The sequence below is a fragment of the Microbacterium sp. Beta genome (assembly GCF_005502545.1).
Lineage (GTDB): Bacteria > Actinomycetota > Actinomycetes > Actinomycetales > Microbacteriaceae > Microbacterium > Microbacterium oxydans.
Genome location: NZ_SCOG01000001.1, coordinates 402,865 through 424,713, shown reverse-complemented (window position 1 = coordinate 424,713; position 21,849 = coordinate 402,865). Strand labels below are relative to the sequence as shown.

20 protein-coding genes are annotated in these 21,849 nt (G+C 69.2%); 11 read left to right on the top strand and 9 right to left on the bottom strand.

Annotation, left to right across the window (positions count from 1 at the left end; genetic code table 11):
* Positions 1–25 precede the first annotated feature (25 nt).
* Complete coding sequence (locus FFS56_RS02065; RefSeq protein ID WP_127012357.1) at positions 26–403, top strand: hypothetical protein; 378 nt, start codon at positions 26–28, stop codon at positions 401–403.
* 31 nt (positions 404–434) lie between these two features.
* On the opposite strand, the gene FFS56_RS02060 is transcribed toward FFS56_RS02065, so the two are convergent.
* From FFS56_RS02060 to FFS56_RS02050, 3 genes are read right to left on the bottom strand one after another with little or no spacing between them, the layout of a single operon-like run.
* The gene (locus tag FFS56_RS02060) at positions 435–1,019 is read right to left on the bottom strand and encodes a hypothetical protein (protein WP_127012356.1); all 585 of its coding nucleotides are present in this window, start codon (positions 1,017–1,019) and stop codon (positions 435–437) included.
* Between the two features lie 4 nt (positions 1,020–1,023).
* On the bottom strand, positions 1,024–1,986 hold the full coding sequence (locus FFS56_RS02055; protein WP_127012355.1) for a glycosyltransferase family 2 protein: 963 nt from the start codon (positions 1,984–1,986) through the stop codon (positions 1,024–1,026).
* On the bottom strand, positions 1,983–3,881 hold the full coding sequence (locus FFS56_RS02050) for a glycosyltransferase (protein ID WP_127012354.1): 1,899 nt from the start codon (positions 3,879–3,881) through the stop codon (positions 1,983–1,985). The genes FFS56_RS02055 and FFS56_RS02050 overlap by 4 nt, the downstream gene beginning before the upstream one ends.
* Positions 3,882–4,032: 151 nt before the next feature.
* Between FFS56_RS02050 and galE the strand changes: the two genes are divergently transcribed.
* On the top strand, positions 4,033–5,022 hold the full coding sequence (galE, locus tag FFS56_RS02045) for a UDP-glucose 4-epimerase GalE (protein ID WP_046749506.1): 990 nt from the start codon (positions 4,033–4,035) through the stop codon (positions 5,020–5,022).
* A gap of 13 nt (positions 5,023–5,035) precedes the next feature.
* Here the strand turns inward: galE and FFS56_RS02040 are convergent, their stop codons facing one another.
* Both FFS56_RS02040 and FFS56_RS02035 read right to left on the bottom strand, forming a co-directional pair.
* Positions 5,036–6,334, bottom strand: a complete 1,299-nt coding sequence (locus FFS56_RS02040) for an O-antigen ligase family protein (RefSeq protein WP_137771882.1) — start codon at positions 6,332–6,334, stop codon at positions 5,036–5,038.
* Positions 6,331–7,746, bottom strand: a complete 1,416-nt coding sequence (locus tag FFS56_RS02035) for an O-antigen ligase family protein (protein WP_127012353.1) — start codon at positions 7,744–7,746, stop codon at positions 6,331–6,333. The genes FFS56_RS02040 and FFS56_RS02035 overlap by 4 nt, the downstream gene beginning before the upstream one ends.
* A gap of 69 nt (positions 7,747–7,815) precedes the next feature.
* Between FFS56_RS02035 and manA the strand changes: the two genes are divergently transcribed.
* From manA to FFS56_RS02015, 4 genes are all read left to right on the top strand, one after another.
* The gene (gene manA / locus FFS56_RS02030; protein WP_127012352.1) at positions 7,816–8,946 is read left to right on the top strand and encodes a mannose-6-phosphate isomerase, class I; all 1,131 of its coding nucleotides are present in this window, start codon (positions 7,816–7,818) and stop codon (positions 8,944–8,946) included.
* Positions 8,947–9,108: 162 nt separating this feature from the next.
* A complete protein-coding gene (locus FFS56_RS02025) occupies positions 9,109–9,429 on the top strand; it encodes a WhiB family transcriptional regulator (RefSeq protein WP_082108760.1) in 321 nt (106 codons plus the stop codon).
* Positions 9,430–9,535: 106 nt separating this feature from the next.
* Complete coding sequence (locus FFS56_RS02020; RefSeq protein WP_127012351.1) at positions 9,536–12,550, top strand: glycosyltransferase; 3,015 nt, start codon at positions 9,536–9,538, stop codon at positions 12,548–12,550.
* The gene (locus FFS56_RS02015) at positions 12,547–13,932 is read left to right on the top strand and encodes a DUF5719 family protein (protein ID WP_127012350.1); all 1,386 of its coding nucleotides are present in this window, start codon (positions 12,547–12,549) and stop codon (positions 13,930–13,932) included. Before FFS56_RS02020 ends, FFS56_RS02015 begins: the two co-directional genes overlap by 4 nt.
* 60 nt (positions 13,933–13,992) lie before the next feature.
* Here the strand turns inward: FFS56_RS02015 and FFS56_RS02010 are convergent, their stop codons facing one another.
* Complete coding sequence (locus FFS56_RS02010; protein WP_233437295.1) at positions 13,993–14,421, bottom strand: hypothetical protein; 429 nt, start codon at positions 14,419–14,421, stop codon at positions 13,993–13,995.
* 77 nt (positions 14,422–14,498) lie between these two features.
* Between FFS56_RS02010 and FFS56_RS02005 the strand changes: the two genes are divergently transcribed.
* The 4 genes from FFS56_RS02005 (at position 14,499) to FFS56_RS01990 (ending at position 17,692) form a co-directional block, all read left to right on the top strand.
* On the top strand, positions 14,499–14,705 hold the full coding sequence (locus tag FFS56_RS02005) for a DUF3499 family protein (RefSeq protein ID WP_021199833.1): 207 nt from the start codon (positions 14,499–14,501) through the stop codon (positions 14,703–14,705).
* Between the two features lie 100 nt (positions 14,706–14,805).
* A complete protein-coding gene (locus FFS56_RS02000; protein ID WP_046749499.1) occupies positions 14,806–15,732 on the top strand; it encodes a hypothetical protein in 927 nt (308 codons plus the stop codon).
* The gene (locus FFS56_RS01995) at positions 15,708–16,481 is read left to right on the top strand and encodes an ABC transporter ATP-binding protein (RefSeq protein ID WP_197077719.1); all 774 of its coding nucleotides are present in this window, start codon (positions 15,708–15,710) and stop codon (positions 16,479–16,481) included. Before FFS56_RS02000 ends, FFS56_RS01995 begins: the two co-directional genes overlap by 25 nt.
* Positions 16,478–17,692, top strand: a complete 1,215-nt coding sequence (locus FFS56_RS01990; protein ID WP_046749498.1) for an ABC transporter permease — start codon at positions 16,478–16,480, stop codon at positions 17,690–17,692. The genes FFS56_RS01995 and FFS56_RS01990 overlap by 4 nt, the downstream gene beginning before the upstream one ends.
* A 44-nt stretch (positions 17,693–17,736) precedes the next feature.
* Here the strand turns inward: FFS56_RS01990 and FFS56_RS01985 are convergent, their stop codons facing one another.
* Complete coding sequence (locus FFS56_RS01985) at positions 17,737–18,546, bottom strand: RDD family protein (RefSeq protein ID WP_046749497.1); 810 nt, start codon at positions 18,544–18,546, stop codon at positions 17,737–17,739.
* 16 nt (positions 18,547–18,562) lie between these two features.
* On the opposite strand from FFS56_RS01985, the gene FFS56_RS01980 reads away from it, so the two are divergent.
* Positions 18,563–19,555 carry a stage II sporulation protein M gene (locus tag FFS56_RS01980; RefSeq protein ID WP_046749496.1) on the top strand — a complete coding sequence of 331 codons (993 nt, stop codon included), beginning with the start codon at positions 18,563–18,565 and terminating at the stop codon, positions 19,553–19,555.
* Between the two features lie 38 nt (positions 19,556–19,593).
* On the opposite strand, the gene FFS56_RS01975 is transcribed toward FFS56_RS01980, so the two are convergent.
* Positions 19,594–20,901 (bottom strand): DUF58 domain-containing protein, encoded by a 1,308-nt coding sequence (locus tag FFS56_RS01975; protein ID WP_127012349.1) that lies wholly within the window; start codon positions 20,899–20,901, stop codon positions 19,594–19,596.
* The gene (locus tag FFS56_RS01970) at positions 20,902–21,825 is read right to left on the bottom strand and encodes a MoxR family ATPase (protein ID WP_218867656.1); all 924 of its coding nucleotides are present in this window, start codon (positions 21,823–21,825) and stop codon (positions 20,902–20,904) included.
* Positions 21,826–21,849 lie beyond the last annotated feature (24 nt).

Genomic DNA, 21,849 nt, shown 5'->3' with positions numbered 1-21,849 from the left:
AATCACCCGAATGATTGAGGACTGAATGCTGAACCGATTCCGGCGGCGCTTCGACGCTGCCGTCGCGGCCCGAGTGGATGCCAGAGTAGACGCCCGCATGGGGCCGCGCCTCGCGGAGGCGCGGGAGAGCATCGAGCATGCGCAGCGAGACTACGACGCCCGTCTCGGCGGTACCCAGGCGGACTTCTCGTACCTGCGGTCCGAGTTCGATCGCATCGCGCCGCAGCTCGCCGCACTCGAGCAGCGTTTCGAGTGGCTCCGGTCCCAGCTGCAGATCGATGAGATCGACGCGGACAGCGCCCTGGCAATGGCGAAGCAGGAACACGAGCGCGCCAGGATGCGCCTCGAGCTCGCCTCGCACTATGAGGAGCGCCTCCGCCGGCTGGAAGAAGACGAAGCCTGATCCAGCCGGGGGAAGCCTCGGTCACATCAGGTCAGAGTCCCACCGTCTGGCGAACGGTTTCGACCGACGTCCGTGCGTCAGCGAGCGGTCCCGTGAGGTCCTGGCCGGAATCCACTGCGCTCCTGAGCTTCACGAGGTCGTCCGCATAGTCGCGAAGCGTGGAACTCCACGCATCCTGGATCGACGACGGGGGAGCCATCTCGGACAGTCGCTGCGCGTCCGCCTGGAGGAAGTCGACCACGCCGCCCGCCGCTTGCCCGTCGGATCCTGCGACGATGTCGAGTCCGGTGACCGCGTCGTCGAGGTAGCCCTCGACCTGTCCACGGAATGCCTCGACGGTGGGGTCCACGGGTGCCGGCGGAGTGGTGATCGGAGTCATCGAGGGTTCGGGCTCGGACGAGGGCGACGGTGACGGTGACGTGCTCTGCGTCGGCGAGGCGGAGGCGGATGAGCCCGGCTCGGGGGATCCGCCGCGGGGGAGGAGGAAGAACAGCAGGACCCCGACGATGATCAGAGCCGCGACGATGAGTCCGACGATGAGCCAGGTCCGGCCTGCGGTGTTCGGCTTCGGCTCCTGAGGCGCCCAACGCAGTTCCGGCTGTGGTTGCTCTGTCATGGCCTCATCCTTCCAGGGGAGCCATCGGCTGCCAGGACCGATCACGGGCGAGTCTGCCGCCTTCTCTCAGGCCTCGGAACAGGTTGCTGGTGCCACGCACCGTCCGCTCCACGAACACCAGTCGGATGAGCTCCTTCGCGAAGGTCATCGCCGTCCCCAGACCGAACAGCACCGGGTTGTAGACGCCGTGCACGCGGTAGTAGTTCTTGATGTAGGCGCGATTGCGCATGATGTAGAAGCGGTAGGCGTTGCTCGACGCGTTCATGTGCCGGATGCCCATGTCCCACTGCTTGATCTCCCGTGTGCGTCGCAGCACGAACTCGTCCACGATCACCGCGGTCGTCTTGCGAGACGCGAGCCAGCCGTACATCTGGTCGTCCCAGTAGATGAAGAAACGTGGGTCGGGCAGCCCGATCTGGGCGACGACGGAACGGTGGATGAACATGCCCTCGAAGCAGCCGCTGTTCATCTCCTTGTAGCCGGAAGTGTCGAAACCGGACGGTGCGAACGGGATCGGGATGCCCATGCGCTCGGCGATGCGGTACTGCCAGTAGAACTCGCTGCCGTCGTAGTCGTACCGGCGCCCCTGGATGCTCTTGAAACGCGGAGTCCAGAAGCCCATCCTGGCCAGGCCGTCCGGAAGGACCTCGACGTCGTCGTCCATCATCCAGATCCATTCGGCGCCGAGGTCGTATGCGGTGCGCATCCCCTCGCTGAAGCCGCCTGATCCGCCCGTGTTGGTGTCGAGACGGCGGTACACGATCTCGGTACCGATGTCGTCACGGAACGAGTCGACCACGTCGGTGGTGTCGTCCTCCGACGCGTTGTCGATGATCACGATGCGACCCGGCTTCGGCTCCATCGCGGTGATGCTCGTGAGCAGTCCGGTGAGAAGGTGCGAGCGGTTGTAGGTGACGATGACGATCGTCGCCGTGGTCGGGTCGAATGCAGCGGGTGCCGCGGTCATGCCTTCTCCTTGAAGATCTGCTGCCAGGACGTGGAGGAGACGAGCTCGGGGAGCGCGTCACGGTAGTGCTTCTGCAGTTCGGGCCAACGGCGGCGCAGCTCGGCGTGCAGCCGGAGGGAGTCGCGGAGCATCCGGCGGTGCGTGCGCCTGTCACGGATGTACAGGAGCTTGCCGGTGGAGTCCGCCGTCTCCACGAGCGCACTGTCGACGCTTCCCAGCCGCCACCAGACGGCGTCCTTCTTCCGGAACTCCGTCTGGGGCGCCGCGACGTTCTCCGGAGCAGGACGGTGGAACCAGTTCGAGACGAGCGTGGAGAGGGTCAGCCACCGCAGCTTCATCCCCTCAGGACTCATCGGTTCCTGCAGGTACCGGCGTCGTCCCGTCCGCGGGCGCCCGAGGTTCGACGTGTCGTGGTGCACGACCGTCTCCGGGAAGTCGGACGCGATCGCCCGGGCTGCGGGCATCGCTGTCGCGAGGCTCTCTCGCAGATGACGCGGCCCGGCCAGGACGTCCCGAAGTGCTTTCGCCCGGAGAGCCACGGGGTAGTACTGCATCATCATGAGGTGTTTGAGGTCGACGCGGCGGCTGTGCACCAGGAGCCGTCCACTGCGGGGCGCGTTCGAGTGCAGGAGCGCGGCGACGATCCGATTTCGGGCATGGAAGTACGCCTGCCAGTCGATCATGTCGTCCTTGTTCACCCACGACACGTGCCACAGCGCCACACCGGGAAGCGAGAGGGTGCGGAAGCCCGCTTCGCGGGCGCGCAGGCAGAACTCGGCATCGTCCCATTTGATGAACGCCGGCAGCGCGAGTCCGACTCCGCGGATCACCTCGAGCGGGATGAGACACATCCACCACCCGTTGTAGTCGGCTTCCATGCGCGCGTGCAGGAAGGGGGAGTCCCGCAGGCTCGCTTTCGCGAAGTCGTGGGGCATCCGCTCCGGGTTGGCGTCGCCCCAGGCGAAGGCCGCCTCGTCGACGACCTCGGCCCAACCGTGCAGTGTGCAGCGTGCCATCAGGTCGAACATGTGGCCACCGACGATGGTGGGCTCGCTCGTGTAGCGGGCGAACACGATCGAGCGGCGGAGGGCCTCCGGCTCGAGTCGGACATCGTCGTCGAGCAGTTGCACGAACTCGCTCTCCGGACGCAGGAGCGATTCCTGCATGGCCCGAGCGAATCCACCGGACCCGCCGAGGTTGTCCTGTCGGATCACGTGAAGCGTGTCGCCGAGGAGCTCGGCGACGGCTTCGTATCCATCCTGCTCGGCGACCAGCCGCGTGCCCTGGTCGATGAGGAAGATACGGTCGACGAGCGACAGCACATCGGGGGACGATGCCAACGTCCGCAGGGTCTCGACGCAGTAGTCAGGCTTGTCGAACGTCGTGATCCCGAGTGAGGCCTTGCCGGTTCGGATCGGCTCCTGCTCCGTCTCCCAACGCGCACCGTCCAGGACGACGGGCTCCTCATCCGCGACGACATCGAACCAGATCCAGCCGCCGTCTTCGTGGGGGCCGAGATCGAGATCGAAGGTCGTCGTGGCGTCTCCCACGACGGAGCGCGCCTCGATCCGGCGGGACTCGCCCTGCGCATCCGAACGATGCAGCAGCACGGTGCCCGATCCCGTGGAGCGCACGGTGAGACGCACGTCCCGCACGCCCGTCCAGTGGCGCCAGTATGCGGCGGGGAAGGCGTTGAAATAGGTGCTGAAAGACCACGTGCTCTTCGCCGGGACCCGCGCACCGGAGCGGTCGCGGATGCCCTCGATCGGTGTGACAGCAGCACGCGCCGCGCGTTCGTCCTCGGTGTCAGGTCGATGCTCGGCGTCCACGTAGAGCGGGAACACATCGGGGTCGTCGCCACCGGGGAAGACGACGTTCTGCAGGACGTATGCCACGGGTTGGTTTCTCCGATGTTGGTGTCACAGGCGGTTGTCGTGGGGACAGCGGCCGGACTCGACGAGCAGAGAGTAGCCTACCGTCCGCTCCCTTCGGATCAGCGGAGAGGCTCACCTCGGTGGCGAAGGGGCGACGGTTAGACTGGCTGCGATGAAGGTACTGATCACCGGCGGCGCCGGATACATCGGATCCACGGTCGCCACCGCGTGCATCGAGGCGGGCATCGACGTGGTCATCCTCGACGACCTCTCCAAGGGGCTCCGAGCCTTCTGCGAGGGTCGCGCGTTCTACGAGGGCGACATCGCCGACCAGGTGGTCCTGGAACGTCTGCTCGCCGATCACCCCGACATCGATGCGGTCATCCACTGCGCTGCACGTATCGTCGTGCCCGAGTCGGTCACGGATCCCCTCGGCTACTACGAGACCAACGTGGGAAAGACGATCGTGCTGCTCCAGCATCTGCGTGACGCGGGGATCCCCCGCATCGTGTTCAGCTCTTCCGCTGCCGTCTACGAGGGGGAGAGCGGTGCGGGGGTCGATGAAGACGCTCCGCTGGCTCCCTCGAGTCCCTATGCCACGACGAAGGCGATGGTCGAGCAGATCCTCGAGGATGCGGCCTCCAACGGCGACTTCCGTGCGATCGCTCTCCGCTACTTCAACCCCATCGGCGCCGATCCGCAGATGCGCACCGGGTTGCAGAACCCTCTGCCTTCGCATGCTCTCGGGAAGATCATGCAGTCCCATGCCGCCGCCGAGGCCTTCTCGATCACCGGAACCGACTGGCCGACCAGGGACGGATCCGGGCTGCGGGACTACATCCACGTCTGGGACCTCGCGCTCGCGCACGTGGCGGCCGTCGAGCGATTCGACGAGGTCGCGACGGGCGATGACCCCTATCGGGTGATCAACATCGGTACCGGGGAGGGCGTGACCGTCCGCGAGCTGGTGGCGGCCTTCGAGCGGGTCACGGGCGAGGCTCTCGCCGTCGTCGAGACCGCGCGGCGTCCCGGCGATCAGGCCGGCGCGTTCGCGATCGTCGATCGTGCGGCTGAGGTGCTGGACTGGCGTGCCGAGCGCTCGGTGGACGACGGGGTCCGCGACGCGATCACCTGGGCGGAGAAGCTGCCCTCCATCCGCTGACGGCGCCCTTCGGCTACTCCTGAGGGCGGAGCGTCGGTATGGCTCCCGTGTGTGCCGCATCGATGTTCTCGCGCCAGGAACGCGACTGCCCTGCACGCAGGGCGCACAGCACGAGCATGAACCATCCCGCACCGAGGAGGGTGAAGCTCTCGAACATGGAGTCGACCGCCAGCGTCACCAACATGATCGGCGTCCAGGCGTACACGACGGAGCGGCGCGTGCTCGCTACGAGCCAGGAGCGGATGAGAGCGACGCCGCCCAGCAGGAGGAAGAGCACCAGCCCCGCGGCACCGAGCTGGAGCAGCACGTCGAAGAAGGCGTTCAGCGCGCTCTGATGGCGGTCGTCGAGTTGGAAGTTGATGTAGGTGAACGGGTACTCGCCCCGTGCCCAGTCGCCGAACCATCCCCATCCCTGGACCGGTTTCACGGCCACGAAATCGAGGATCGTGTTCCAGAGCGAGCCGCGGATCGAGAAGTCGGAGCCCGCATCGAGCACGGCGATGATCTGATGGCGCAGCGCGAACGCCGCCGCAAGGGCGAGGGTGACGACGACGCCGAGCGTCCACTGCACGATCGTGCGCCGGTCGGCCGGGGTGTGGCGGACGATCGTGAGGGCGATCGTGACGACGCCGACGGCACCGGCGAGCACGAGGACCGTCGGGGAGGAGGACAGCACCGCCAGGAAGCTCGCGAGAGCGATCGACGCCACGGCGAGCGGGGCTTTCACGGACTGCGTGCGCCACTCGATCACGAAGGTGATCAGCGCGATAACCGCGATGAATCCGAGCATGTTGCGGCTGCCGAAGAGGCCCTGGATCGGGCCGCCGACGGCGAGGTTCCCCTGGATCCCGAGGAAGGTGAAAGGCAGATCGAGCAGCACGCCGGACAGGATCTCCACTGCGAGGGACGCGGCCAGGAGCACCCGGAGCGTGTCGCCGATCGCGCGCACCGTCTGGAGCGTGTCGCGGACGTGGCCGATCGTGATGGCGAGGAACGCGAAGCCGAAGAGCGACATCCATCCGAAGATCGTGTCGGACTTGTCTGTGGTCCAGAAGACGCTCACCAGCGCCCAGGCGAGGAAGGCGAGCAATGACGACGGCGCGATGCGCAGCAGCGACAGCTCGTCGCGACGTATCCAGAGGATGGCCGCGCCCAGCAGGCAGAGCGCGGCGATGATCGTCGCCAGCGTTGTCGCCGACGTCATCTGCTGGATGGCATGGGAACCGAACACGGCAGCCAGCGCTGCGAGCGTGAAGGCGCGTGCCAGCTCCACGGAGCCGAGCAGCCGCACGATCGGGCGTGCCGGCGTCACGGCACCCGCCGCTGCCGAGTGCCGCGTTCGAACAGCAGGTCGCGCTCGCCGACGCCGACCAGGGGCACCGACTTGAGCTTGAACGACAGCAGCACGAGCAGCATCCAGCCCCACAGCATGATGGGCGTCGACTCGGTCAAGCCCTGCACGAGCAGGACCACCGTGAACAGACTGGGCAGCAGGGTCAACGGCGAGAACGGACGTGCGTCATCGAGGTCCCAGCGGGGACGATCGACCGCGAAGAACCAGGAGCGCCACAGCAGCGTGCCGTAGGCGACCGCCATCAGCACCACTCCCACCACACCGAGCTGGAGCAGGACGTCGAGCCACATGTTGTGCGCGTGGAACACGGTGATCCCGTGATCGGTGATCCACCGGTCGAAGGCGGGATCATCGGGGATCCACGGGCTCGAGAACCCGTTGCCGACGATCGGGTGCTCGGCCGCCCGCTCCAGCACCTTGGTCCAGATCTTCTCGGATCGTCCGGTGAGGTCGCTGCTGCGACCGAGAAGCCCCAGCAGTGGCTCGCGCAGCAGCCAGATCCCCAGCGCGGCGGCCGCCGCGCCGCCGATCGAGACCACGTAGATGCGGGTGCGCGCTCCCGGAGTGCGGGCCCGCCGCATCAGCAGCGCGACAGCGAGCACGACGGCGACCGCCGCCGCGCACACCAGGGCCGTCGCCGATGCGGTCCGGAACAGGAAGTACGCGGCGAGAAGCATCCACAGGGCCAGCGTGGTGCGCCAGCGCGCCTTGGCTGCCAACAGCACTCCGAAGGTGATGATCGCGAAGAGCGAGATGATCGCGAGCAGATTCGCGTTCCCGACGATGCCCTGGATCCTGCCGCCGTCGAACAGGTTGTCGCGGACCCAGTACCACTGCGGATCGATCTTGCCGTCCGGGAGGGTGAGGAAGTTGGGCAGCAGCGGCCCGTGCAGCACCAGCGAGACCCAGAGCTCGATCGCCAGCGAGAGGCCGAGGATCCATTTGAATGCCGACGAGAGGGCCCGGACGATCTCGTGCCAGGTGAGCACGTGGGCCAGGAAGAGCGCGTTAACCGTGACGGCGGCGAGAAGGATCCAGGTGACGACTGTGGGACCGCGCCACTGCGACCACGCAACGGAGACGAGCGCGAAGGCGGTGTAGCCGAGGGCTGTCCAGGGCAGGCGCCGCCAGCGGAAAGGCTGGGGGCGATTGCGGGCGAGCATCGGAATGCCGATGCCGAGAGTCGTGAGCGTGAAGACGGCGAGCGTCACGGCGGCCCCGTCCCGCCCGAGCAGGTTGTAGACCGCGGAGTGGGCGAAGGTCACGAAGAGCACGAGGATCGCATACCCGCGCAGCAGCAGATGCCCCGTCGACTCGCGCTCCGGCGCGGTGGGCGGGGCAGACACCGGATGCTTCGTGTACTGGGCCATCGCGTTCAGGCTACCGCGCCGTGCTCCGGGCGTCGCTGAACGCCGCAGCACCGCTCTACGCTGGGGTACATGCTGCTGCGCCTCTCGAACACGCCCCGTGACTACGCCTGGGGATCGGACTCGCTTCTCGCCGGACTCGAGGGGCGTACGCCCACCGGTGCGCCGGAGGCCGAGGTGTGGTTCGGGGACCATCCCGGCGACCCCGCCGACGTCGCGGGCGGCGGCACGCTCGACCAGATCACCGGGGGCACGCTCCCGTACTTGCTCAAGCTGCTCGCCGCGGGGAGCCCGCTCTCGATCCAGGTGCACCCGACGATCGATCAGGCCAAGGCAGGATGGGAGCGGGAGAGCGATCTCGCCGCGGACGACCCTCGGCGCAACTATCGCGACGCCAACCACAAGCCGGAACTCCTCGTCGCACTCAGCGAGCGCTTCGAGTCCCTGAGCGGACTGCGTCCCGTTCCCCGGACGCTCGCGTTGCTCGGCGCTCTCGAGGACAGCCACGGCGTCCAGGAGCTCCGGACGCGCCTGAGCGCGGAAGGCGACGTCCTGCGCGACGTGATCGCCTGGCTGCTCGGTGGCGGTGCACGCGCTGAGGTCGACGACATCATCGCCGCGGTCGTCGCTGCCTCCACCCGCGAAGACGCAGGGGAGTGGAGCACGACTCTGCAGGCGATAGCGAGCGTGGCGCAGACGTACCCTGGCGACCCCGGCGTCGTGGTGGCGTTGCTCATGAACCACGTCGTCCTCGAGCGGGGCGAGGGGATCTTCCTCCGTGCCGGTCTCCTTCATGCCTACCTCTCCGGTCTCGGCGTGGAGATCATGGCGGCCAGCGACAACGTGCTCCGCGGCGGACTCACTCCCAAGCGCATCGACGTCCCCGAGCTTCTCGCGATCCTCGACACCGCCCCCGGAGAAGTGCCGGTGCTGCGGGCGCGGGATGAGGGTCCCGTCACGCCGTATCCCGTTCCGGTGCCCGACTTCGCCCTCGAACGGGTCATCGTCGACGGCACCCCGCTCACGATCGGGCTCTCCGGGCCCACGATGGTCCTCGCGACGGCCGGTGAGGTGACGGTGACCTCCTCAGAGGGCGAGGCGCTCACACTCGCGGTCGGGACCGTCGCCTTCGCGGACTCCACCGAGGAGGGGATCACCCTCTCGGGCGCTGGCGAGGCGTTCGTCGCCGGACCCGGACGCTGACACGGGCTCATCGGACGCGATCCGACACGCCGGTGACAGGTCAAGAACCTTAAAGAGTTCCTTGAGGGTTTACGATCCGCGACTTGACCGGAGCGAATGACACGGGTGTAATTAGTCATGCGCACGGCCCGCCGGGGGGCGGAGACAGGGTTGGAGATCGAGATGACGGGATACCGTTCAGACGTACCGGAGAACTGGTTCGTCGATCCGATCAACCTCGGTGTTCCCGGGGTGCGACGCGCGGACGCTGCAGAGGACGACAATGCCCTCGCCTGGCAGAGCGACGCGCTCTGCTCCCAGACGGACCCCGAGGCGTTCTTCCCTGAGAAGGGCGGCTCGACCAGAGACGCCAAGCGGATCTGCACTTCGTGCGACGTCCGTGGCGAATGCCTCGAATACGCTCTCAACAACGACGAGCGATTCGGCATCTGGGGCGGCCTCTCCGAGCGCGAGCGTCGCAAGCTCAAGCGCCGCGCCAGCTGAGTCGTCCATCGCTCCCGGAGCGAGAACCGCAGGGATGCGTGGCTTCGCGGGCGCGCCGCGTCCAGTACGCAGACGTCGGGGGTCGCGCGCATAGGCTGACGACGTCATGCCAGCCCGAGTTCACGCCATCATCGTCGCGCGCACTGGATCGTCCTCCCGAGCGCAACTGCTCCGCACTCTCGACGCCCTCCGCGCTCAGACCACTCCCGCCGCCGCTGTAACGCTCGTCGTGTGCGGCGACGCATCGTCAGTGCGCGAGAGCGAGGCCGTCGCGAGCACCGTCGAGGGGATCATCGAAGCGCGCGCCACCACCTCCTTCGCCGAGGCCGTCGAGCTCGCGAGGCCCCGAGTCGCGGAAGGCTCGGCGATCTGGCTGCTCGCTCAGGACACCACGCCGCACCCGCGGGCACTCGAGCGCCTGAGCGGGATGCTGGAGCGCTCGCCCTCCGCCGCGATCATCGCTCCCAAGCTCGTGGCCTCGGACAACGACCGCGAGATCGTGTCGCTCGGCGTCAGCATGACCGCTCTCGGACGCTCGGTCGAACTCGCGGCCGGTGAACTCGACCAGGGACAGCACGACCGCTCGGACGACGCACTCGGTGCGGACGTGCGAGGTCTCCTCATCCGTGGCGAGGTCCGCGATGCCCTGCGGCCGGATCCCGCGCTCGCCGGCGCAGACGAGGGCCTCGACCTCGGAGTCCGCGCGCGCTTGGGCGGAGGGCGCGTCGTGCTCGCTCCAGGCGCGCGCGTCTCCGTATCCCCCGATGGTCCTGCCGCGCTGCCGTCCGGCCGATTCCGGCGCGCCTTCGTCACCCGGCTGGCCCAGCTCCATCGGCGCCTGGCTTATGCGCCTGCCGCAGCCGTACCTCTGCACTGGCTCAGCCTGCTGCCCCTCGCGCTGTGGCGCTCGATCACCGATCTCGTCGCGAAGCGCCCGGAAGCCGTGCTTCCCGAATGGGGTGCCGCGCTCACGGCGATGTCTCGGTTCGGCGCCGTCGTGCGCTCGCGCGCAGCGATTCGTGCGTTCCGCACCTCCAGCTGGGCCAGCATCGCGCCGCTGCGAGTGACGTCTTCGGAGTTGCGGCGACGGCTGGACGACGGCCACGGGAGCGAGGGCGGTGCGGTCAGCGAACTGCGCTTCTTCTCGGGGGGCGGCGCCTGGGCCGTGCTCGCAGCGCTGGTGGTCAGCATCGCCTCCTTCACGAGCCTGCTGGCATGGCCGACGCTGGGGGGAGGGGCACTGCTGCCCCTCCGACAGACCGTGGGTGCGCTGTGGAGCGACGCCGCGTGGGGGATGCGGGACGTCGCCCTCGACCTGGTCGGCCCTGCCGACCCCTTCGCGTCGGTCGTGGCGGTGCTGGGCTCGCTCTGGCCGGCCGGCCCCTCGTTTTCGGTGGTTCTGCTGTGGATCCTCGCGCTCCCGCTCGCCGTGCTCGGCGGCTGGTTCGCCGCGACGCGGGTGACCGACCGTGAGGGCCTGCGCATCTTCGCGGTAGTCGCGTGGGCTCTCGCCCCGACCTTCCTCACCGCGCTCGTCGACGGGCGCCCGATTGCGGTCCTGGTACACCTCCTGCTCCCGTGGCTCTTCCACAGCGCGGTGGTCGCGCATCGCTCCTGGGGTGCCGCGGGAAGCGCCTCGCTGCTCCTCGCCGCGGTCGTCGCCTGCGCTCCCTCGCTCGCCCCCGCCCTCGCACTGCTGTGGGTCGTCGCACTCGGCATCGTGCTGGGAACCGCGCAGTTCCGCGGCGCGGGCCGGTTGCTGTGGCTGCCGGTGCCCACGATCGTCCTCTTCGCGCCGCTCGTGTTCTGGCAGCTCGCACACGGCACGCCGTTGGCACTGCTGGCCGATCCCGGATTCATCTGGGCGGGCCCGCAGGTCGCCGCCGACGCCGCAGGGCGTCTCGCGCTCGCCGGCGGCTTCCCGACGCCGGCGCTGGCCGGATGGATGGAGATCGTCCCGCCGTCGATCGCCGTATGGGCTCCGTTGCTCTGCGCCCCCATCGCCGTGCTCGCGCTCGGAGCAGCGGTCGCGCCGCGCTGGCGTGCGGGGATCACCCTGCTCGTCGTCGCTGCATCCGGCCTCGCGACGGCCTTCCTCGCTGTCGGCGTCACCGTGAGCTTCGCGCAGGGAACTCCGGTCGCGATCTGGCCAGGGGCAGGGCTCAGCCTGGCCTGGATCGGCGTGGTCGGTGCCGCGGTCGTCACCCTGGACACCGCTCTCACCATGCCGCGACTGCGGATCTCCGCCGCGGTCGTCGCGGCGGTGGCACTGGCGGTGTGCGCGGTTCCCGCGCTCAGCGCGCAGCACACCGGCCGTTCGGTCCTGACCAACGGACCCGATTCGACGTTGCCGGCGTACGTGGCGGCGCAGGCAGCCGGCGATCGCCCGATCGCGACCCTCGTGCTGACCCCGCAGAACGACGGCGGCCTCGCCGCTGAGGTGACGTGGGGAGCGAGCGAGACCCTCGGTTCGCAGTCGACCTTGACCTCCACAGCCATCGAGCCACAGGGCGCCGACATCTCGACGCTGGCCGTGGATCTCCTCTCCGCGCGCGACTTCGATGCGCCGGGTGCCCTCGCCGAGACGGGCATCAGTTACGTGCTCGTCGCCCAGGTCCGGGGAGAGGGCGACAAAGCGCGGGCTCTGCGCACCGAGGCCGTCGCAGCGATCGACCAGCGTGCCGGCCTGGTGCACGCGGGGACCACCGACCGTGGAGTGCTCTGGCGGCTGGAGGCCGAACCTGCCGAGCAGCCCTCCCTCACCTCCGCCCAGCAGGGCACGGCACGACTCGTGATCACCCTGCAGCTGCTGGCGGTGTTCGCCGCCCTCCTGCTGTCGATCCCGACGAGGGCATCGCGCCGCGCCGCACGCTCCCGCTCCCGGATCGTCGGTCGTGTGCCGGACGAGCCGATCGTCCTGCCGAGGCACAGGGAGGACGCCGACCTCATCGACGAAGCTCCGGTGGGGACGATCGAGGACCCGCAGGACGAGCCCGCACTGAACGAGGATGCCCTCGCGCCGATCGCCCAGCCGACCAGCGACGAGCCGTCTTCGTCTGGCGCAGAAGCGTCGACGGACCGCGGTGAACGACGCCCGACCTCTACCGAGGAGGACCGATGAGCAGTGGCAACCGCGCATTCCGAGTCGCCGCGACCGGTGCCAGGGTCATCACGGGCGTGGCGGTCATCGCCGCGTGCGTGATCGGTGTCGCGACGGCGGTGCACGCCCCGTGGCCTGTCGTCGCGCACGATCCGGCACAGGTCGAGGTCACACCGGTCCCCGGTGACAGCATCCTCGTCTGCAACGGTGACCTCCGTGCACTCGGGCGCGACGCCGCGGCCCCGCTGGACATGCTCCCCGCAGCCTCCCCGTCCCTGACGACAGGAGGTACCGCGGGAGCTCCGGAAGCGGATCGGCTCGCGGTGACGGATCTGCCGAAGGCCGAGGGACCGGAACGGCTCACAGGGCGGGTCGACGGGCGCACGGCACCGCTGATCGCCGGAGCGGAGTCGATCACGATCGCGGCCGACGACCTCGCGGGATACGCCGCCCTGCCGTGTGGTCAGCCGCGATTGGAGTCGTGGCTCGTCGGAGGAAGCATCGACACCGGGACGGAGGACATCGTGACGCTGACGAATGCGGCCGATGTCCCGTCCACGGTCACGCTGTCGGTGTACGGACCCGCGCGGAGCACGCGAACGGTGATCGTCCCCGCGCGCTCGCAGACGGCCCTTCCCCTCACCTCATTCACCACCGGCAACGACGTGCCCGTGGTGAAGGTGAGCGCGGTGGGAGCCCCGGTGCGCGCAGCCCTCCAGTCATCGCTGGTGCGGGTTCTCGATCCCGCGGGCATCGACCTGCAGGACTCGGTCCCCGGGGCGCAGCAGAAGCTCGTGTTCACCGGGGTGGAGGCGTTCCCGGCCAGCGGCGACGACTCCGAGATGACTGTTCTTCGCGTTCTCTCGCCGGGCGTCGGCGCTCGCGTCCAGGTCAAGGTCCACGCCGAGGGGGAGGCGGGTCTGGCCGATGAGTTCACCGTCCCGCTCGAAGCCGATCTCCCGTCCCAGGTGTCCCTGTCCGGTCTCGAGCCGGGTCGGTACACGGTCGAGGTGGAAGCGGACGTGCCGCTCATCGCCGCCGTCCGACAGCAGGACGGATTCGGGCTCGACTCGGACTTCGCCTGGGTGATGCCGGCTCCTGAGGTCGATGTCGATGTGGTGTTCGCCGTGCCGGCCGGTCCGGCGGCCAGACTGCAGCTCGCCAACACGTCCGACGCTGACGCCACCGTCACACTCGAACCCGTGGACGGGGGGCAAGCGCAGGAGATCGTCGTCCCGGCAGGCGAGACCGCCGGGGTCGCCGTCGCGGGGCGTACGACCTATCGGATGCAGACGACGGCGCCCGTGCACGCTGCGGTGGCGCTCACGGCTCCCGGCGCCATCGCGGTGATGCCCATCCAGACGAGCGCCGGCGGAGAGAAGCCGATCACGGTCTATCCCTGAGCGGCGCACCGCGTTCGGGCCGACATGCCGGCAACGACTGTCGTGGCGTCAGTGGTGGTGTCAGTGGTCGTGGCCGAGGTCCCACGGCTCGCGGCCGACGTACTCGGCCGCTGCCCGGAAGACCGCGCTCTCGATGGCCATGCGCCGGTGCGCGGCATCGTCGTGCCCAGGGGGCAGGAGCCGTTCGATGGGGAGTCGGAACAGCACGATGCGCCGGTTCTCGCGGTCGAGATACCACCGGGGCACTTCGTCGGTCGCGTCGAACCCCGGGATCGCGCCGATCTCGAACCGGACTTCCTGCAGTTCGGGCCAGGTACCGCGGAGGAACTCGACGGCCGTGCCGACCGTGAGGTCGAACCGGTCGATGCGTCCGTCGAGAGGAGCCAACGGCGGACGCACGACCTCGCTGCGGCCCAGGCGACCATGTCGCCCATGCCGCGCACCGCGCCGAGGAGCGGCGGTGGCGGGGGTGGCGCGTCGACGAGGCATGACGAAAGTCTAGGCGGTGGCGGCTCGCCCGGCGCGGCATCCGTCGCCGCGTCGGAGTGCGCCGTACGCTGGCGGAGATGGACGGACGACTGTGCTCGAAGGTCGGCTGCGCGCGAGAGGCCGTGGCCACCCTCACCTACGACTACGGCGATCAGATGGCGGCCCTCGGCCCGCTCGGCGCTGCGAACGATCCTCAGGCGCATGATCTGTGCTCGCCCCACGCCGACCGGCTCTCGGTGCCCGCCGGGTGGCTCGTCGTTCGTCACGAAGCACTGCGCGCCTGACACCGGCGGATCGACACGCGGTCACAGCCGAGCGCTGAATTCCGAAGTCTGGATACGCTGACCGCAGGCGTGCCAGGGCGGCGCGGCCGGAAAGGCACTCGTGATCGTCTGGCGTCGCTGGATCTTCCCCCTGCTTCTCGTCGTGGTCTTCGGCGCATGCGCCGCGGCTCTCGTCAAGATCGCGTTCTTCCCCGACCGCGCGGAGAGCGTCGTCAGTCCGGAGGCCGGGATCACGGATCCCGTCGTGGCTGTCGAGCGCGGTTCGGTCGTGAACGCGCTGAGCCTGAGCGGGAACGTGGCGCGCGACGACGACTTCGCCGTCCGGGGTGAGCTCAACGGCACCGTCCTCGCCGTGCACGTGGGGGAGGGGGCGACCGTGACCGCGGGGCAGAAGCTGTACACCGTGCGTCAGGAGGAGCCGCGCAAGGACATCGACGTTCTCGCGCCCGAAGCCGGCGACGTGTCGGAGTTCGCCGTCGTCAAGGGCCAGGCCACCACGGTCGGCACCGAGACGTACAAGCTCACGCCAGCGCGCTACCACCTGCTCGCCACCGTCGACCCCGTGCAGCTGTACCGGCTCGTCAATGCTCCCACCGAGGCCACGGTCACCATCACGGGCGGCCCTGCCCCGTTCGCGTGCACCGGTGTGGGAGTCCAGGTGACGGCGGAGGGCACCGCGAATGTGCGCTGCGCGATCCCGGTCGACCAGACGGTCTTCGCAGGTCTCCCCGCGAAGATCGATCTCGCTCTCGGCCAGGTGGATGACGCGCTGGTGATCCCGGTCACCGCCGTCCAGGGCGGTGCGGGGTCGGGGAAGGTCTGGGTCGACGCCGGTGACGGCTCCGACCCCGAGGAGCGGGCGGTGACTCTCGGCGTCAACGACGGCGTCATGGTCGAGGTGACGGAGGGCCTGGCGGAGGGCGACACCATCCGTCAGTTCGTGCCCGGCTTCGTCGCGCCGGTCGAGGAGTTCTGCTATGAGGTCTCCCCGGGAGTGGAGCAGTGCGACACCGGGACCAGCTGGTGAGCCTGGTCGCGCTCGACGACGTCTCCAAGAGCGTCCTGCTCGCCGATGACTCGCGCCTAGAGATCCTTCGGGGCGTCACCCTCGAGGTCGGAGCGGGGGACCACGTCTCCATCGTGGGTCGCTCGGGGTCGGGGAAATCGACGCTGCTCAACATCCTGGGGATGTTGGATGCGCCCACCTCCGGCTCCGTCGCGTTCGAAGGTCGGGAGGTGCGCCGGATGCGCTCCGGTCGCCTCGACCGCCTTCGCGGCGACAACGTCGGTTTCGTGTTCCAGCAGTTCAACCTCCTGCCGGGGCGTACGGCGATCGACAACGTGATGATGCCGCTCGGGCACGCGAAGGGGCGGATGTTCTGGAACCGTCGCCAGATCGCGGCCGACATGCTCGAGCGCGTCGGTCTGGGGCATCGCGTCGACCAGATCGCCGACAAGCTCTCCGGCGGTGAGCAGCAGCGTGTCGCCATCGCGAGGGCTCTCGTCCGCAGACCGGTCCTGATCCTCGCGGACGAGCCCACCGGAGCCCTCGATATCGACACCGGGGCGTCGGTCATGTCGCTGCTCGACGAAGTGGCGACGGAGACCGACGCGGCACTGGTGACCATCACGCACGATCTCCATGTCGCTGCGCGGGCGCGGCGCCACTACCGACTCGATGCCGGACGCTTGGAGATCGCCGACCTCAGCCGCGCCTTCGAGGCGTCGACCCTCGCCGCCCCCGTGCCCTCAGCCGCACCGGAGGTGGTCGCATGACCGGTTTCCTCGGCGCCCTCTCCGACGCCTGGGCCGAGATCCGGGTGCACAAGCTGCGCGTGCTGCTCAGCCTCATCGGGATCGCCGTGTCCGTGGGCGCGCTCACCGCGGTCGTCGCGATCTCCGAGTACCAGCGACAGTTCCAAGCCGAGCAGTCCGACCGGTGGGGCGGACGAGCGGCCACCGTCGTCGTCGCGGTCAACAGCGACGACGGCACGCCCGTCGACGCCGACGAGTTCGATGCCCGCTTCGACCGCGTGTCCGAGCGCTTCGGGTTCAGCCACACGGCGCGCATCTCCCAGGGCGTGATGCTCGACGTCCAGCTGCCCGACGGGATCGTGCAGGTTCCGGCCCGCGTCATGGATCCCGCGTTCTCGCAGATCCATCGCGAGCGCCTCCTGGAAGGGCGGTGGTTCCTCGATTCCGACAGCGAGGCGATGGCCCCGCCCGTCGTCATCACGGAGCCCCTGTGGGACCGGCTGGGGCGTGTGCCGTTGTCGCAGCACCCGACCGTGACGCTCGGCGGCCCGGCCGGCGGGACGTACCAGGTGATCGGCATCACTCCGCGCCAGGGGATGGGCGACGAGGAGATGCGCGTCGATGTGCTGTACGACTCCTACCGTGCCCGCGTGGATGCGCTCCCGACCGATGCGTGGACGCAGTACGAGATCTGGATGGGGACCGGCCAGGTGGATCGGATCGCGCCGGTGCTCGCGATGGACCTCAGGGCGGGGCTGCCCGAGGGCCAGACGGTGTCGGTGAGCAGGTCCGACTGGGCTGCGCAGCCGGGGGCTCTGGATGCGCAGGCGACGTTCGAGATGGTCACCGGTGGTATCGCGGCCCTGATCCTCGCCCTCGGGGCGCTCAGCCTGATCAACATCCAGCTCGTGGCGATGCGTCAACGCGTTCGGGAGATCGGGGTCAGGCGCGCTTTCGGTGCCAGCTCGGGGCGGGTCTTCTTCGCGGTGTTCCTGGAGAGCCTCGTGGCCACCACGGTCGCGGGAGTGATCGGGATCGCGATCGTCGTCGCGGTGCTGCGCTCGGAGTGGATCATCACGTCGATGTTCTACGGGATCCAGGACATCCCGCCCTTCCCGATGCGCGCGGCGCTCATCGGCCTCCTCGCGTCGGTCATCGTCGGTGCGGTGTCCGGGTTCATCCCCGCGCTGGTCGCTCTCCGTGTCAAGGTGATCGACGCGATCCGCTTCTGACGCACGCGTGAAGGTGCGGAGGACGCCGCGGTGACCGGCGCCGTTCAGACGCCGACGCGCCGCCCGGTGAGCCGTTCGGCGCGACGGTCGGAGTTCTCCAGTGCCCGGCGTTCGCGTTCCCGGCGCAGGACGGTGATCCCGATCAGCGCCTGCTCCGGCGGAGCCGGAGGCAGCGGCGAGACGAAGGGGGTCGCCTCGGTCAGCAGATCGAGCGCGACACGTGCCCGTGCCGCAGGAATCATGCGGGGGGCGCTCTGCAGGAACTGGGAGATGCGCCGCGCGAGCCGGTCGGGGAGCCGAGCGACGTCGGCGATCTGGGCCCAGCCGCCCAACGACGGAGGAAGCACGGGTACGTGCGCGACGAGAGCGGGGGTGCGCACGCGCTGACTGTAGGTGCCGGCGACCAGGTCGCCCAGGCGCTGCGATCGCGCGTTGAACGCGCCGGTGAGCACCGCCACACCGCCGAAGGTCATGTAGATCTCCAGCACGCCGAGGAGGGCGCGGATGAAGGCGTGTCGGAACCCCGCGGCGCCTCCGTCCACGCGCACGATGCGCCCGCCGACCGCGAGCTTGCCGAGGCTGCGTCCCTTCAGGGCGACCTCCATCGTGATCGGCAGCACCACGAAGCTCACCACGAAGGCCGAGACCACGGCGATCCGATCCGTCGTCTCGTCGAGCACGCCGGCGTCGAGCAGCCAGATGCGCAGGAAGATCCACAGGAGGAACACGGCGTATCCGAGGAGCATGTCGATCGCGGCGCCGAGCGCTCGGAGCAGGAAGCCGATGGGCTGCACGTCGATCGCCACGGCCTCGCCGGAGAGCACCTCGTCTGCAGCATCGATCGGGGTGGACATGAGTACAGTAAATCAGGTGGATGCCGATGCGCTGACAGATGCACGCCGCGCCGAATGGGAGCGGCTGGACCAACTCAGTCGCGCCCGTCTCGACGGGGACGGGGTCGACGAGCTCATCGTCCGATACCGCGCCGCCTCCGCCGACCTGGCTGAGCTCAAGACCTCGGTCGGCGATTCGCCGCAGGGTGCCTACCTGTCGACCATCCTGGTCCGTGCACGCCTGCGTCTGACCGGTGCATCGGACAGCATCCTCACGCAGACCGGACGCTTCTTCCGCCTGCAGCTTCCCGCTGCGCTGTATCGCCTGCGTTGGACGACCCTGGTCATCGCGATCTCCTTCATCGCGGTCGCCGTCGGCACCGCGGCCTGGATCGCGAGCGATCCCGCGCTCGTGGCGACTCTGGGCTCGCCGTCCGCACTCGAGCAGTATGCGGACGAGAGCTTCACGGGCTACTACACCGAGAACCCCGCCGCCGTGTTCATGGGCATGGTCTGGACGAACAACGCCTGGATCGCGATGCAGTGCGTGCTCTTCGGCGTCACGGGGATCTGGCCGGTCTACATGCTCGTGCAGAACGCGATGGGTCTCGGGACCACCGGCGCGGTGATGGCCGTCCACGACAAGGCCGACCTGATGGTGCTGTACATCCTTCCGCACGGGATGCTCGAGATGACCTGTATCTTCGTGGCGGCCGCCGCAGGTCTGCACGTGTTCTGGGCCTGGGTGGCGCCGGGGCGACGCACGCGAGGTGAAGCGCTCGCCGAGCAGGGCCGAGCGCTCGCGACCGTGGCGATCGGTCTGGTCTTCGCCCTGTTCCTCGCGGGGCTCGTCGAAGGTTTCGTCACCGGTTGGGCACTGCCGTGGCCGGTCAAGATCGGTATCGGAGGCGCGGCACTCGCCGTGTTCCTGATCTACATGCTCGTCATCGGCGGGCGCGCGCACCGCCAGGGTGAGACGGGAGACCTCGTCGAGTACGAAGCGGGTACGCCGCGTCTGGTGGCGGGCTGACAGACGGTGAGCCGCCACATCTCATCGTGGACGGGGGTTCAGAGCCGACCAGCCGCTTTCAGCTCCAGATAGCGGTCGGCGATCCGGGGAGGAAGCTCCTCCGGATCGGCGGCGATCGCCTCTCCGCCCGCCCTGCGGATCGCATCGGCGACGTTCTCCGCATCGCGGAGGGTCCTCTCGGCCGCTGCTGCGAGGTACACGTCCTCCCGGGAGTCGCGTCGGCGCGCGAGCGCGGAGATGCCGTCATCGGTCACGGAGCCGACCAGCACGGTGGTCGCGCGTGACGCGCTCGGGAAGGCACCGAGGAATCCGCGCGCCGACTCGGCGGCATCCTGCGCGGTCAGAGCCACGATGAGCGAGGGGCGTGTGGTGAGCGTGCGGACGGCGGTGAACGCGCCGTGCCAGTCCGTGTCGACCAGCCGAGCGTGCACCGGAGCCATGGCGTCGGTGAGTGCCAGCAGCAGCGCGGCGCCGTCGACGCCCGTCACCCGCGCGCGGACCACCCTGTCATACATCAGGAGGTGCACATGATCACCCGCGCGGGAGGCGAGTGCCGCCAGCAGCAGCGCAGCCTCCAGTGAGGCATCCACGCGGGTGCCGTCCCCGACACGTGCGGCAGCCGTGCGTCCCGTGTCGATGATGATGACGACGTGGCGATCCCGCTCCGGCCGCCAGGTCCGCAGCATGGTGGTCCCGGCGCGAGCCGTCGCCCTCCAATCGATCGAACGCACGTCGTCTCCGCGCACGTACTCCCGCAAGGAGTCGAACTCGGTGCCCTGACCGCGCACCTGGATGCTCGTGTTGCCGTCCAGCTCGCGCAGCCGGGCGAGTCGCGACGGAAGATGCTTGCGGGAGGAGAACGCCGGGAGCACTCTGATCGCCCCGCGGACGACGTGCCGGGCCTGTCGACCGGCGATGCCGAGGGGCCCGCGCGAACGCAGCATCACGAACTCGCTCACGAGTTCTCCGCGGCGGCGGGGGAGGAGCGGAATGGCGACCCGGCCGCGTTCGCCAGGAGCGATGTGCAGACGCTGCCGGTCGAGCGGAGCGCCCGCTGTCGGCTGCCATGCGTCGCGGAGCGTCGCGTTCAGTGCCCTGTTGCCGTGGTTGTGCACCGCGACGCTCACCGGGACCGGCTCGCCGAGCCGCGCGCGTGCGGGCAGCCGGCGGCTCACGGTGACGGAGCGAGGACTCGCGGCGAGGGCGACGTCGACGGCGACGAGCAGCAGGCACAGAGCGATCCAGGCGCCGAGCACCGCGTACGCCGGATAGCCCGCGAGCCCGGCGATGACGAGCGGGACGACACCGGCGGCGATGGCGACGGCGAGGCGACCGGTGATGAACACCTAGATCGGCACCCTGGTCTGCTGCACCACCGAGGTCAGCACCGCATCGGCGGATACGCCTTCCATCTGCGCATCGGGGCGCAGCTGGAGACGATGGCGCCACACCGGGACCAGCATCGTCTGCACATGATCGGGCGTGACCGCCGAAGACGCGTTGAGCCAGGCCCAGGCCTTCGCTGCGGCGAGCAGTCCGGTGGAGGCGCGGGGGCTGGCACCGAGCTCGACCGAGGGCGACTGGCGGGTCGCTCGGGCGAGATCGACGACGTAGCCGAGGACGTCGTCGGTCACCTCGACCGCGGCAGCAGCGTGCTGCGCCGCTCGGATCTCCTCGGCGGTGACCACCGCCTCCACTCCGGTGAGCTCTCTGGGGGAGAAGCCCGAGGCGTGCCGACGCAGCACCGAGACCTCCGCGTCGCGCTCCGGCATCCCGACGACGAGCTTCATCAGGAAGCGATCCAGCTGTGCTTCCGGCAGCGAGTAGGTGCCCTCGTGCTCGATCGGGTTCTGAGTCGCTGCGACGAGGAACGGGTCGGGGAGGGGGCGACTGACCCCGTCCGCCGACACCTGGCGCTCCTCCATGGCTTCGAGGAGTGCAGCCTGGGTCTTCGGCGGCGTGCGGTTGATCTCGTCCGCTAGCAGGATGTTGGTGAACACGGGACCGGCTCGGAAGTCGAACTCGCCGGTGCGTGCGTCGTAGACCAGGGAGCCGGTCACGTCGCCGGGCATCAGGTCCGGAGTGAACTGCACGCGCTTGGTGTCGAGGCCGAGTGCCCGCGCGAAGGAGCGCACGACCAGCGTCTTCGCGACACCGGGCACACCCTCGAGCAGCACATGTCCGCGAGCGAGCAAGGAGACGAGCAAACCGGTGACGGTGCCGGCCTGGCCGACCACGGCCTTGTCGACTTCCGTGCGCACCCGGTGCATGGCCTGACGCAGCGTGGCGTCATC

Excerpts from the sequence above, each read along its gene's own strand:
- FFS56_RS02065 (WP_127012357.1), top strand. The coding sequence starts at position 26 with ATGCTGAACCGATTCCGGCGGCGCTTCGACGCTGCCGTCGCGGCCCGA.
- FFS56_RS02060 (WP_127012356.1), bottom strand. The coding sequence starts at position 1,019 with ATGACAGAGCAACCACAGCCGGAACTGCGTTGGGCGCCTCAGGAGCCG.
- FFS56_RS02055 (WP_127012355.1), bottom strand. The coding sequence starts at position 1,986 with ATGACCGCGGCACCCGCTGCATTCGACCCGACCACGGCGACGATCGTC.
- galE (WP_046749506.1), top strand. The coding sequence starts at position 4,033 with ATGAAGGTACTGATCACCGGCGGCGCCGGATACATCGGATCCACGGTC.
- FFS56_RS02035 (WP_127012353.1), bottom strand. The coding sequence starts at position 7,746 with ATGGCCCAGTACACGAAGCATCCGGTGTCTGCCCCGCCCACCGCGCCG.
- manA (WP_127012352.1), top strand. The coding sequence starts at position 7,816 with ATGCTGCTGCGCCTCTCGAACACGCCCCGTGACTACGCCTGGGGATCG.
- FFS56_RS02025 (WP_082108760.1), top strand. The coding sequence starts at position 9,109 with ATGACGGGATACCGTTCAGACGTACCGGAGAACTGGTTCGTCGATCCG.
- FFS56_RS02020 (WP_127012351.1), top strand. The coding sequence starts at position 9,536 with ATGCCAGCCCGAGTTCACGCCATCATCGTCGCGCGCACTGGATCGTCC.
- FFS56_RS02015 (WP_127012350.1), top strand. The coding sequence starts at position 12,547 with ATGAGCAGTGGCAACCGCGCATTCCGAGTCGCCGCGACCGGTGCCAGG.
- FFS56_RS02010 (WP_233437295.1), bottom strand. The coding sequence starts at position 14,421 with ATGCCTCGTCGACGCGCCACCCCCGCCACCGCCGCTCCTCGGCGCGGT.
- FFS56_RS02005 (WP_021199833.1), top strand. The coding sequence starts at position 14,499 with ATGGACGGACGACTGTGCTCGAAGGTCGGCTGCGCGCGAGAGGCCGTG.
- FFS56_RS01990 (WP_046749498.1), top strand. The coding sequence starts at position 16,478 with ATGACCGGTTTCCTCGGCGCCCTCTCCGACGCCTGGGCCGAGATCCGG.
- FFS56_RS01985 (WP_046749497.1), bottom strand. The coding sequence starts at position 18,546 with ATGTCCACCCCGATCGATGCTGCAGACGAGGTGCTCTCCGGCGAGGCC.
- FFS56_RS01970 (WP_218867656.1), bottom strand. The coding sequence starts at position 21,825 with ATGCACCGGGTGCGCACGGAAGTCGACAAGGCCGTGGTCGGCCAGGCC.